General features: G+C 39.7%; 10 protein-coding genes. 1 reads left to right on the top strand and 9 read right to left on the bottom strand.

Going from position 1 to position 13,479, the window contains the following annotated elements; all coding sequences use genetic code 11:
- Nucleotides 1–99: 99 nt before the first annotated feature.
- From MKY15_RS00080 to MKY15_RS00100, 5 genes are all read right to left on the bottom strand, one after another.
- Nucleotides 100–1,578 carry an S-layer homology domain-containing protein gene (locus tag MKY15_RS00080; protein ID WP_342538675.1) on the bottom strand — a complete coding sequence of 493 codons (1,479 nt, stop codon included), beginning with the start codon at nucleotides 1,576–1,578 and terminating at the stop codon, nucleotides 100–102.
- 204 nt (nucleotides 1,579–1,782) lie between these two features.
- Entirely contained in the window at nucleotides 1,783–2,856 is a 1,074-nt protein-coding gene (locus tag MKY15_RS00085; protein ID WP_340742442.1) for a S26 family signal peptidase, read from the bottom strand.
- Nucleotides 2,853–3,356, bottom strand: a complete 504-nt coding sequence (locus MKY15_RS00090) for a sigma-70 family RNA polymerase sigma factor (protein ID WP_338655994.1) — start codon at nucleotides 3,354–3,356, stop codon at nucleotides 2,853–2,855. Before MKY15_RS00090 ends, MKY15_RS00085 begins: the two co-directional genes overlap by 4 nt.
- A 20-nt stretch (nucleotides 3,357–3,376) precedes the next feature.
- Nucleotides 3,377–4,648 (bottom strand): polysaccharide deacetylase family protein, encoded by a 1,272-nt coding sequence (locus MKY15_RS00095; protein ID WP_342538676.1) that lies wholly within the window; start codon nucleotides 4,646–4,648, stop codon nucleotides 3,377–3,379.
- 331 nt (nucleotides 4,649–4,979) lie between these two features.
- Nucleotides 4,980–5,690, bottom strand: coding sequence for a LysM peptidoglycan-binding domain-containing protein (locus MKY15_RS00100; RefSeq protein WP_342538677.1), 711 nt, complete (start codon nucleotides 5,688–5,690; stop codon nucleotides 4,980–4,982).
- A gap of 593 nt (nucleotides 5,691–6,283) precedes the next feature.
- Here MKY15_RS00100 and MKY15_RS00105 point away from each other — a divergent pair.
- Nucleotides 6,284–7,486, top strand: a complete 1,203-nt coding sequence (locus tag MKY15_RS00105) for an AI-2E family transporter (protein ID WP_342538678.1) — start codon at nucleotides 6,284–6,286, stop codon at nucleotides 7,484–7,486.
- A gap of 535 nt (nucleotides 7,487–8,021) precedes the next feature.
- Here the strand turns inward: MKY15_RS00105 and MKY15_RS00110 are convergent.
- The 4 genes from MKY15_RS00110 to MKY15_RS00125 form a co-directional block, all read right to left on the bottom strand.
- Nucleotides 8,022–8,222, bottom strand: coding sequence for a hypothetical protein (locus MKY15_RS00110; protein WP_342538679.1), 201 nt, complete (start codon nucleotides 8,220–8,222; stop codon nucleotides 8,022–8,024).
- Nucleotides 8,223–8,307: 85 nt separating this feature from the next.
- On the bottom strand, nucleotides 8,308–8,508 hold the full coding sequence (locus tag MKY15_RS00115; protein WP_025783429.1) for a cold-shock protein: 201 nt from the start codon (nucleotides 8,506–8,508) through the stop codon (nucleotides 8,308–8,310).
- 248 nt (nucleotides 8,509–8,756) lie between these two features.
- Nucleotides 8,757–9,995, bottom strand: a complete 1,239-nt coding sequence (locus MKY15_RS00120) for an NADH:flavin oxidoreductase/NADH oxidase family protein (RefSeq protein ID WP_342538681.1) — start codon at nucleotides 9,993–9,995, stop codon at nucleotides 8,757–8,759.
- Nucleotides 9,996–10,178: 183 nt separating this feature from the next.
- Nucleotides 10,179–13,211 (bottom strand): efflux RND transporter permease subunit, encoded by a 3,033-nt coding sequence (locus MKY15_RS00125; protein WP_342538682.1) that lies wholly within the window; start codon nucleotides 13,209–13,211, stop codon nucleotides 10,179–10,181.
- Between the last annotated feature and the right edge of the window lie 268 nt (nucleotides 13,212–13,479).

The raw sequence follows: 13,479 nt of genomic DNA on the forward strand, positions 1-13,479 counted from the left end.
ACCACTATGGTATCTCCATATAAAAAGCGGTACCAGTGTCTAATACAGTTCGAAATTGTGATGGATGCTGGTACCCTAAATTCATTTATACTCCTTCCATCAGTGGTCCACGTAGACATCCTTGTACATACCAATATTCATAATAGGGCCTAATTGCTCTACATACACATTGATGCCTAGGAAATAATTGTCGGTATTGTCCGGGAACTTAATGGAGAATGAACCTGCTTTCTTGGCATCAGCGCGGAACAAGTTACTTTCTGGATCTCTTGTGACCACGGCAATCTGCTCGGCATCTTTTGGTATTACATGCCTTCCTATCTTCCCATCTGCTCCCAAATTCAATGTCGCGGACGTCTTTTCCTCTAATATCCGCATGCTGAAATAAAAACTCGGAGCGGAACTTTCCACCACCATGCCATACCGTACTTCTTCTCCATCAGCAAAACGGACAGTGGCGATATACCGACCCGGTTTATCGATTCCGATACGGATATTATTATACTTGCCATCCTGATTGACCTCTTCAGCATCGTAGCAATCAGAGGGACTGTTCGAGAGACATTTGCTGAACTTCACGTTGTCAGACAGCTTCTTTCCATCCATCGTGGAGAGCGAAACGTTCTGGACTTGTTCTTTAACACTGATTATAGCTGGTGTAGTTAGAAAATCTTCGGTCTCTTCCAATGTCAACTTCAGCTCGCCATCGACTTCTTTGATATACACATAATACTTTTGGTAGTATTTCTTATCCGGATTTCCCGAATACACTAAAGCGACACTAAATGTACCCGTCCCTTCTTGTAGCGGGACTAAGTGGATCTTATCCGCCGTACGGCTATTGGGTTTATCGCTTCCTACCACTGCATGGAACAAACCTGTATCCTTATGATTGGAATCGAACATTTTAAACTGTTCCCACTTGTAGTCGCTTGCCCGCACCGTAACAATCGGCGCCTTCGCTTCCTCGGTCGCCTTCAGCATTTTAGCCGCTTGTCCTCTTGTAATGGACTCATTCGGGCTGAACCTGTCAGCAGATTTTCCTGTAGTAATGCCAAGTCTGTAGATGGTCAAAATATTCTGATCATGACCTGTCCCACGTTTCACATCTTCGAATGGACTTTTATACGACGTGAAGTCATAACGCGGCAAATCGAACGCTTTAACGAGAATCGAAGCCATCTGTCCACGTGTAATTGGATCGTTCGGACCATAACGTCCATCCCCATAGCCGCTGATGATGCTTTTTTCCGCCATAGCTGCAATGGCTTTGTAGTAGCCGTTCGCTTTCGGGACATCTTTAAACCCTGGATCTTTCACTTTAGAGGTGTCCAACTTGATCATCTTCGCGATGATTGCGGCCGCCTGTCCTCTTGTGATAGAGTTTCCGGGTTTGAATGTGCCGTCCGGATAGCCTCCGATAATATTGCGTTCCGCCAAATTATAGACTGCTTCTGCAAAATGTTTTGATGATGGTACGTCTGAAAATCGTTCTGTGCTTGCTGCAAACGTGCCGGATAAAGGCAGACCGCAAGCGAGCAATAGTGCGCCGAGTACCATAATAAGTTTCTTCCTCACTCGCATTCTTCCTTTCTATTCTAGTAGTAGTTTTTGATATAGAAGAAACTATTCGCTATTACCAATGTTTTTCAAACTAGCTGATGGAAAACCAGGTTGGTGTCTCTATATAGTGAGCGGTTGGTTGACGGCTACTTCTTCTGGACAGCTGCCAACCTGGTTTTCCGAAAAAAATTATGGCGGGGTTCCCATACCCCTCCTTTGCTATTCTGCTATCACCCAACGATCTGAGCCTGCATCCTGCTTCATTGTAAACACCCGCTCCGCTACCCCTTCTCGCTCATATTGGTAGTGGATTTCAAGCTCATTCTCAGAAACAGGAGCCGTTTTCCGATAAGATGCCTCTAAAAAAAGTTCACCTAACCGGCTAATTTGTGTAAACGCAGGCGTTTCCGGCAAATTGCCGAAGCCCAACAGTTCGTCATACAAATACAAATCAAAATATTGCTCCGGTGTATATTCACCAGTAAGCTGTCCGGATAAATAATCCATATACATCGAATGGGTACGCTCTTCCGTTGCTATGCCTACAACTTCTCCATAAATTTTATGCACTGGGGTAATCGCTGCCCCCTGCACCGTTTTACTTGCTGGAAAATGGTTCACTAATAAATATTCGCGCGCATTCAACAGCTGGTCGTAACCTCCTACAATCGCGATTCCCTGTTTTTCATAACGATCCCTAATTTCAGATGGCAACGGTTTGCCGTTTATCTTCAACTGGCCGTTTTTCAGCACGACACGATCTCCCGGGACCGCAATCACCTCGTAGTAGGCATCCATATATGTCGGTAAATGGCTAGTCGTATTTGTCATCGTGCGTACAATGTCGCCCGCCTCATAGACAACCTCATCGAATAAATTCGCTTTGCGCTCAATGACCGTATGGAATGCATCCGAACTCCCTGTTAATGAAAATTTTTCTTTATCCACATAATATAGACCGTCGACTTGATCAAAATTCGGAAGTGACGCAAATTCCTCATAATCAACTGATGACAGTTGATTCTTCTTCTGCAGTGCCGAGATTTGCGCCAAGTCATCCAGTGGATCATATGGGACACCTGGTCCCTTATTTGAAGAAAGAAAATTCAGAGGGTCGATTGTGAGTATAAAAAACAGTGCAACTACAGGTATCGCCGCAGAGACAAATAGCACTTGCCAAGAAAACTTTTTAACCGGTGGCCGTACACGTTCATGTACACGCTGCTTTATCCGCCTTTCCTGCTTCGATGTATCGCCCATCATTTGATCGAGCTTACTTTTAAAATCGCTCAATTGCTCTCTACCTCCCCGTCCTCTTCCTCAAAAAATTCCTTTAGCTGCTGCTTTGCCCTTCGCAGCCGTGTTTTTACGGTATTTTCATTCAGCTGCAGATAGTTTGCTATTTCCGCTATAGATTGCTCGTCATAATAAAATAATATTAAAGGCTCGCGGTATTTTAACGGAAGCAGGAAAAGATTTTTTTCAAGTGTTGCCAGCCGCTCTTGCTCCAACACTACTTCTTCTGCGCCTTTTGCCGAAACAAAGATTGTATCGAACAGTACATCTTTTTTATGCTTCCACGAGCGCAAATAATCTTTTGCACGATTGGCTGTCATTTTCGTTAAATAGGTCTTCAAGGACGCCTCATTGCGAAACTGGTCACTCTTTTGAAAATACGTAATAAATACTTCTTGTACAACATCCTCCGCAGTCGACCAATTCTTCACATATAAATAAGCGATACGCACTAAATAACGCGAATGCTCATCGATTATTTGATCAATAGTACTCATTTACAAACCCTCGCCCTCTTCTACGGCCACGTCATATCCCCCTCCACATACGCAACAAATTGCTCAAACGACTTTTTTTCTGTTATTCCATATCGGCATACTTCATAATTTGAAGTCTTCCTATTTGCATACCCTTCGGTCGTCGTAAAGCCAATCAGCACCCCTGCCTCTTTAGCCGCCGCGATGAAATCTTCATTATAATGCCCATACGGATAGGCTAATGAAACCGCTGCCGGCACTTGCTCAATATTTTGTTGTAAATCCAAAAGAATCTCTTCTTTTGAACGATCTAACGCAATACCTTCACCTGAAACCTTATTAAGTGAATGCAATTCATATGTATGTGCTTCGAACTGGAAAACATCCGCCAGCTCTTCTAAATCTGCAGCAGTAAAAAACTGCAGCGGACCTTCCGCATCAAACAGCTGCGCTCCCTGCGCCCGATCCGTACGTGAGGAAATAATGTGCTGAAGCGCACGAAACCCGTATTGCTTCAAAACGGGATATGCATACTCCTTCGTTGACAATAACCCGTCGTCGAATGTAATGAGCACTGCTTTGCTCGGTACAATAAGGCGCCCTTCCAAATAATCATACAGCTGATGTGCCGTCAGCGTCTCGAAATGATGATCCGCCAAGTACCCCATCTGCTGCTCAAATACTTCCAAGGAAATCGTACTATCCATCGTTCTCATCGACTCGCGAGGCAAAACCTGATGGTACACAAGCACCGGTAGACCCGTATCCATTGCAACGGACTGCTTAGAAATATATCCCGGTCGCTCTCCTATTGTAAGGATATACCAATCCTCTTCCTCCCGTACAATCGGATAGCGAAACCCTTCTTCCAACTCCAGTATAACGCTGCTCTGCAAATCAGTATCCTCGTAAACTGCCGTTTTTTGCAGCGTATGAACCGCAGCCAACCGCTCCGTATGTACAACTGTCGAAAGCTTCTTTTTTTCAACCGTCGCCTGTCCCTTACGGACAAAGGCTGTCATATTTCCCAATCGAAGCTCATAATATGCCTCATCCTCACCTGTGATAGCAACGGGCTGATCCGCCTCCAACTCGCCAATCTGCGTCAAGGCCGCCCCTTTCATGTAAATCGGCTGACGTTCCTGCACTGTCAACACCCGTTCAAATACCCGCTTCGTGACAAACCGCTCCGCTTCCTTACCCTGCGCAAACACTCTTCCTTGCGATTCAACCAAAATCCATATCGCACCAATACTCATTATAAATACAATCAAGCAAACAACAAACGACAATTTACTGGAAATCTTCCTCATTCCTTTACCTCCACTGTCTATTAAGCAACGTACAGACGTGGGTTTTCAGAAAAAGTTTCAAAGGTTTTTAAAAAGTTTTTTAGCGATAGGAGAATCTATGCTGAAGCCGGCGACTGCACGCAAAGATGAGGATACTTCATAGGTTAATCCCTCATTTGAATTAGCTTTTGTATTTCTTGATAAATAAGTCCGTTTGTCATTTGTTTAGCCCATCGCACGCAGGTATTTGAAGATACGCAAAAAACTCAGCCCTTTTTACGTACAAGGCTGAGTTGCATTCTTTTCTTTACAATTTCAGTAAAACTTCTAACTACTAGTACTTGCAATAGTATCAATCTAGAACTTTAATTGTAACCGTTTTACGTCCCCAATTTAGTGCGTCTTGCTCATTTTCCATAAAGACATCAATTCTTTTCCCCTTAATAGAACTGCCAGTATCTCCCGCAATGGCTTCTCCGTACCCTTCAACCCACACGCGTGTTCCTAGCGGGATTATTGTAGGGTCAACCGCAATGACCTTTTTGTCAGGATTTGAACGCAAGTCAATACCCGATGCCGTTACACCCGAGCATCCTTCACAATAAGCGGTATACGCTGTTGCTGTAACTGTCATTTCATTAGTTGCTGAAGCAACAGCTTTCTTTATAACATTGTTAGTAGATGAATTTGCTGAAGCTGTTTTTGACCCTTCTACTACTAATTTTTCTCCTGGGCGGATGATATCACTTGAAATACCATTCTTATTCTTTAATTCATCCACTGAGAGGTTGTTATTTTTCGCGATTTCGAAAAGAGTATCCCCCTTCACAACTACGTGTACTTCCATCTTATCTTCCACTTTTAGTTTTTGCGACGGATAGATACGAGTAGAATTTAATCCGTTCAAAGTTTGTAATTCTTCTACGCTTACATTAGCCTCTTGTGAAATAGACCATAATGTCTCTCCCGATTCTACCGTATGGACGCTAGATGCAGATGCTTGACCCGCCGCCCCTACTGATAATGTTGCTAGTGCTGCTAGTGCAATGATGTGTTTTTTCATGTGATGAATTTCCTCCCTTTCACTAACCTGCATTAGCATAACACCCGAAGATATCATAGCCGTTACAGAATTGTGTGCAGGAGATATCAATCGCGTGACACTATTCACCTCATTGATTTATTTGTAATATAAAGAGCGGGAGTGACTGGGTTTTAGTACGAAATTGAATGCAATCTATTAATGTATAAATATTACAAATAAGTGGGAATTATAATAGAAAGGGATTCTGTCTTCGAAAAAATCATTTGAACAAACTGATTTAGATGACACAGATATTGCACTAACCTGATTTAAAGAGTGTTTAGTGATTGTTACCTATATAACAAGCAATTCACACTTTTAAGCAATTACACTAAAAGTAAAGACAAACCGTATAGGTGTTGATTTACTTTATATTATAATAAAATTGTATTTTTTTCTGAATAGGCACCAAAAACTAAGTCGTACGACCAAGTAAATTTGCTAAGTCATCCGTGTTCAGTTCAATAAGGCGCAGGCTAAGAAAATTGCAAAAGTATTGTATTTCCAACGTAGTGAGTGACTGTCATGGTACAATGCGGTAAACAGTCATTGTGTAGTAGGAGGCATAGAACATGGAGCAAGAAAAAGACAAAGTTAGTGTTAAAAGTGCAGCTACTTGGTTTTGGAAATGGTTTTTAAATAATAAAGTTGTAACAATTTTATTGGTCTCATTATTGGTTTTGCTAAATCTCCTTGTATTTTCTAAAATCACGTATTTATTTAATCCAATCAAAGGATTTTTCAGTGTGATTGGTTTACCCATTTTAATGGCGGGTATTTTATTTTATTTGGTAAATCCTTTGATTGATTGGATGGAAAAAAAGAAAATCCCACGTATTGCTGGAATCGCGATTGTCTTTATGATTATTATTGGCTTGGTTGTGTGGGGGATTATCATACTAATTCCAATCATACGTGAGCAGACAATGAGTCTAATTGAAAACTGGCCAAATTATTGGGACAAGGTCATTGCTCAATTCGATAATTTATTGAGAAGTAATATATTTTCCCAATTACAGGTTCAATTGACCGATGTAAATCAAAGTATTATAAAATCTATTTCTGAGCAGGCAAACAGCGTCGTGAATTCAACCTTTTCCGGAATTGGTAGTGTGCTAGGAACAATGACTAATATTGTAATCGCACTTATTACAATGCCCATTATTTTGTTCTTTCTATTAAAAGATGGTCGAAATTTACCTTACTATACAATGAAACTCATTCCGACTAGGATGCGATTAAGTACATATAACTTATTAAAAGAAATCAATACGCAAATTAGTCAATATATCCGCGGCCAGTTATTGGTAGCTTTTTTTGTTGCATTAATGTTCTGGATTGGGTTTGCAATTATCGGTCTTGAATATGCAGTGTTACTAGCGATATTAGCTGGGGTATTAAATTTAGTGCCCTATTTAGGTTCTTTTCTGGCAATTATTCCAATCTTAATCATCGCATTAGTATCTTCACCCGGGATGCTTGTTAAAGTAATAATCGTTTTTGCCATTGAACAAACTCTTGAAGGACGGCTAATACAACCATTAATTTTAGGCAGTAATTTGAAAATACATCCAGTAACCATTATTGTAGTCTTGCTGACGGCTGGGAAATTATTTGGTATTCCTGGAGTGATTCTTGGTATTCCAGCGTATGCCGTAATGAAAGTGATTTTTGAGCATCTATTTATTCGGTACCAGACATATTCAGGTTTATATGAGCAGGACTATAATCCCGCCCCTAAACCAAGCACGCCTATTGAGAAGAGAAAAAAATAAGTGGCTGTGCAGGATGCTATACAGATCATCTATTATTTATTCATGCGACAAAATCATTTCTATTAACGAATAAAAGAGGTGCCTGTGTCAGACACAAAGAATAAAATTTACACATTCAAGTAATTATACAAAAAAGAACAGACATCCACAGATGTCTGTTCTTTTTTTAAAATATACTACTGAAATGCATTTTCGAAATTCATATTATGAATACGAGCAAACACACAGAACTGTTCGATCTTGTATTTTGAAGAAGTTTTCTAAACCTTCCCTATCCATACGAAAATCTGATTTTAGCCTTACGAAACAGCCTATTGAATGCAACATTTTTTCAAGTAAAATCATCGTGCATTGCATGTTCAAAGGAGATAGTTTGTTTCTAAGAAAGAACAGGAACATATTAGGTTAAATTATAAAAGTTTATGAAAGAGGAATATACATACACCAATTCAAATCTTCATCTTCGTCTACTCGTAAGGAAGAGTGAATTCGGTATTGTTTGATTTGGCCTTGATCATCTCCTATAGAAATAAAACTAACCTTCTTTTGCTCGATATGATGTTTTTCCCATAGGGATACTCTGTTCTTTTAGCTTTGCCAGAAGATCATTCAAAATCTCATCCTCTGGAAAACGATCATAAATACTTCTCCAGACAGCAACCGAATAGGCTGAAAATTCCTCTAAGTTTTGTATGCGATCTCGAAAATTCTTTTCTAAAAACAATAGTTGAATCAAATGCCGCTCATCATAGCAGGGTACCAAAAATTAATTTAAGCAAATAAAAAAAGACCCTACTTGTAGGGTCTTTTTCTAGCTATTATTAAGCTTTTTGAACGTTTGTAGCTTGTAGGCCACGTTGTCCTTGTTCAATTTCAAACGTTACACTTTGACCTTCGTCTAAAGATTTGAAACCTTCGCTTTGGATTGCTGAGAAATGTACGAATACGTCCTCCCCTGCTTCACGCTCGATGAATCCAAAACCTTTTTCTGCATTAAACCACTTAACTGTACCTTGTTCCATAATTGTTGCCTCCTAGTGCGGATATCCACACAATGTGTTACTACCCTTGCTCAAATACTTAGACGAAAAACAAAATCTTTTCTCAATCTGAAAACGAACAAAAATAACTCTTTCTTAGAATAACAGATATATGTTAAAACAGCAAATGGTCCTGCTCTAAAAAGGGGTATCAGATACAAAGACGAACTACTTACACTTTTGAATAATTATACAAAAAAATAAAGAACTACACACCATAACGGTATCGTCTATGCTCTTCTTCTAAAGAAGACACTACGACCATTCCCTAGAAGATTTTGTATTAAAGATATCCAGACATTATGGTCAGGGTTTGGAGATTTAGATTTCCCCATTCTTGCTAACTGCTGTTCATACCAACCAATTTCTAACAAGGAAGCACTCTTGTCTATTCGTTTAATCCCCGTTCGGATTGGTTTTGCATGAACGGTTTCATAACTGCCATTAAAGATTCTATTTGCCAAGTCCGGCACTAAGGCAAAAGGTCTTGCAATTCCAACCATATCAATTTCTCCGTTCGCAATAGCTTCTTCCATGCCTTTTTGAGTACGAAAGCCGCCTGTGACTACTATTGGAGTAGTGATTAATGCCTGAGCCTTTTTTGCATAGTCTATAAAATACGCTTCTCTTTTTTTTGTAGTTTCTTTTACATCTACACCCATCATTATCGGATTCTCGTAATTCCCCCCAGAAATTTCAATGAGATCAATCCCTAATTCGGACATTTTCTGAAGAACTTCCATGGAGTCGTCTTCAGTGAATCCACCCTTTTGAAAATCAGCTGAGTTAAGTTTAATACCGATTGGAAATGATCTCCCGACTTGTTTCCGGATTTCTTTATACGATTCTTCCAAAAACCTCATTCGATTTGCTAAGGTTCCTCCCCATTCATCTGTTCGTTGATTGTGGTAAGGGGATAAAAACTGGTTGAAAAGGTATCCGTGTGCTGCATGGATTTGAACACCTGTAAAGCCTGCTTTTTTCGCAATTCTTGCCGCTTCTCCAAATCGGTTAATCAAGTCTTCAATTTCAGACACCTGAAGAGCACGTGGTTGGTTAAAGAATCGTTTTAAACCTCCTGTAAGAGGAACTGCACTTGGTGCTACAGGTTCTTTTGAAATCATTTTGGGTGATTGCTTCCCTGGATGATTAAGCTGCATCCAAAGGTGAGCCCCATTTTCAGTTCCCGCTTTCGCCCACTTCATTAACATCTTTAAATCACGTTCATCTTCCAAAGCAACGTTATTCGGCTCTCCTAAAGCATTTCGATCTATCATAACGTTACCTGTCATGACAATACCCGCACCCCCCTCAGCCCAGGTTTTATATAAAGTAACCAATGATTCACTTGGATTTTGATAAACCGTTCCCAACGCTTCACTCATGGCAGATTTAAAAATTCTATTCTTAATGATTGTTCCATTTGGAAGTGGTAGAGAAATACCCAAAACGGACTTTGATTGATTCATTTTTAGCATGTCTCCTTACTATTTCAGATATGTAGAAAACGCAAAGGTATTGATTTATTTTGTATTATACAATTGTATTGTAAACGCTGAATAGTGTCACGCAGGTGCCTAAAATTTAATAAGAAGCAAGAACGAACAATAACAAACAGACCAATAGCGTTTAAGCTAAGGTCTGGTTTTTTATTATATAGAAATATCTTGTTCAGCAGCCTGACTAATTCGCTGTTTCTTAGACTTTCTAAAATAAAGCAATTCATATATACAAGGGATAACAATCAGAGTTAGCAGGGTCGCCATGGCTAATCCACCGATAACAACAATCGCGAGACTTTGTGATACTAAACTTCCTGTTTCTGCCTGTTTCACTAAAAGTGGAAGCATCGCACAGATAGTTGCAATCGCGGTCATGAAAATCGGTCTCATCCTTGTTGCGGTTGCTTCAACAAGCGCATCACGAATAATCATTTTTTGTTCATTTTGTTTTACTCGGTCTAAAAGTACAATCGCATTTGTTACGACGATACCAATTAGCATTAATGCTCCTAGAAGTGCCGTGATATCAACTGGTATTCCACTGATAAGAATTCCTAAAATGGCTCCTATTGCAGCTAGTGGTAGAGAGCAAAGAATAGCGATTGGCGCTTTGATTGACTTAAATGTGATAACCATTATTAAAAATACAATCCCGATGGAAACAAGCATAATGAGAAATAAATCTGTAAAATCATCTGCTTGTTGGCTACTTGATCCTCCAACTAGAACATCGACATTCTCCGGAAGATCTATGCCTTTTTTGTCATTGTTATCGCCGGAAATTTCTAGATTTACTGCCTTCGAAATTTCCGATAGCTTTGCTGGATCAACTGAAGCTGTTACTCGGAGGTAGGCATCCCCATCTTTATGGAACTGGTTAGTTGAACGCTCTTCACTTTGTAACTTAGCAATGGATGATACAGGGACAAGACCCGTATCAGTCATGACTGGTATATTTTCTATGTCTTCAGGTGTTTTTGTATCTAGGAGAGGTTCTAGAAATACAGTTTTTTGTTTATCATCTAAACTAATCGTTCCAATTGGTGTCTTATTTAACATCACTCCTAACTGTTGTGCAATTTGTTCGGTGTTTCCTTTTGTTGGGTCTACAACGAGGGAGTATACTGTTTTCTTTTCATCTTGATTGGTCGTAACTTCCTCTACGCCTTCAAGGATCTGTACTTTTTCTTTTATAGTAGTTGCCACATCTTCTAAATCTGCTAAATTATCACCTACTACATCAATGATAATATTCGTACTTGCTCCTCCCATCATAAAGGAAGAGGTAGTTACTTCTAAGAGGGCATCAGGATATTGATCTTTTTTCTTTTCCATTTCTTTTACGATGTGTTCTGTATCATTTTTATCTTCTAATAAAATACTGAACGTTGCTTCAGTCTGTGATCCAACCCAGCCATATTGTGCCGCTTCAGCTGGAGAACCTACCTGTGAAAACACATGTTTTACTTCATCCATTTTTTGAATAGATGACTCCAGTTCCATTGTTTTTTCCTTTACTTTTTCAATTGGTGTATCATTCGGGTAACTTAGCGTGGTCAAGACATAGTCTGCAGAGGAGCTATCAACTGCACCTTTTGGGATGACAAAGTAAGTAGCGATGGATCCGATGAAAAGGAAGATGGAAATCGAGAAGACAATCCATTTATGGTTTAAGGACCATGTAACCATTTTCGGAAAACGAACGGCAGGCTTATATTCAGGCAACTTTGTATTCTTCAATAATCCCGCACTCATTAACGGAACAACCGTCAAAGCGACGAGCAGAGATGCGAGCAAAGAATAGGTAACCGTTAAAGCGAATGGTAAAAGGAATTCTTGAAGGCCCCCATTTAATAAGCTCATCGGTAAGAATACGGCTACTGTTGTTAATGTAGAAGCAGTAATAGCGACTCCTACTTGTTTCGTTGCATCAATAATCATTTGGACGGAGAATTTCTCTGTTTGCATTTTGCGAAAAATATTTTCGATGACGACAATACTGTCGTCAACTAGACGCCCAACTGCAACAGCGACACCGCCAAGTGTTAAAATATTCAATGTCACCCCAGACCATGACAGTAGAAATAGTGTGAAGCAAAGGGATAAAGGAATCGATACAATGGTAATAAAGGTAGAACGGATATTTCGTAGGAAGAGCATAATGACAATCGCTGCAAATAGTGCGCCAAGGAGTACTTCTTTTATCATCGTGTGAACAGAATTTTCTACCAAATCAGCAGAGGATATATAAATAACAGATTCTTGCTGATTATACTTTTCATTGATTTCCTTTGTTACTTTTTCAATTTCTTTGCTAATAGTCACTGCATTGGATTGACTATCCTTTGTGATGCTAATATCTAAGCTATCCTTACCGTTGAAACGGCTAATGAAATTCGCATCTTTTGTTTCTTCAACCGTTGCAATATCCGCAAGCGTTAAATCAGGTGTAATCGTTAAACCTTTCAATTTTTCGATGCTTGTTAAATCACCTATTACTTTAATATTACTTGTTTTTCCATCGATCATCTTTTCACCGACAGCTACAGCAGTATTTTGACCTTGGAGAATCCCCATAACCGCTTGAAGAGAAATCTGATTTTCAGCTAATTTTCCATCATCAATCTTGACTGAAATGATGGAATCTGTAATCCCATAGACATCTACTTTGGAAACCCCTTTAATTTCTTGATAGAGAGATGGAAGTTTTTCACGTGCAAAATCCAGATTTTCGGTAGTCAAACCTTCATTAAAGCTGACGGCAATGTTAGCAATTGGAATCATAGAAGTATTTAGCTGTGAGATTGTCGGCTTGGAGAGATAGAGAGGCAAGGCTACATTGCTTAACGCTTCTTGTACGTCCTGTTTGGCTTGTTTCATATCAGTTCCTGCCTCGAAGAACAGATCCACTTTTGAAAATCCATCTCCAGTTGTAGAGTAGACTGAGGTTTTACCATTTAATCCTGTAATTGCTCTTTCAATCGGGATGGTTACTTCGGATTCCATTGTTTTGGAGTCAGTTCCCTGACCCATGGAAATAATAGTGACTTGCGGATTATCGGCAGATGGTAAAAACTCCATAGGTAGTCTAAAATAACTGACGACGCCTATCACTATTATTAAAATGGTTAATGCAGCTACAGCGGCCCTGTTACCAAAAGCCCATTTGGTAAATGTCGACATAGAAAGTCTCCTCCTAAAAACTAAAGTAATTCAAAAAATCAGACTTGAAAGTATATGCTCCCTTCCTTCGTTTTAGTTGCATCTCTATTGTATAAAATAGGAATATATTCCACATTGAACCTTAATATTATCCTTTTCTAAGACCTAAGGCGTAGCGATAATGGGTAGCAGGTTCTCGTTGAATTTCGAATAGTTTCAGAACCGGATACTTTAAATTAATGATGTGTGGAATAAAGCTTTTTATTACGCAAAAAGCAGTATACCTCCC

This window comes from Sporosarcina sp. FSL K6-1540 (assembly GCF_038620285.1).
Lineage (GTDB): Bacteria > Bacillota > Bacilli > Bacillales_A > Planococcaceae > Sporosarcina > Sporosarcina psychrophila.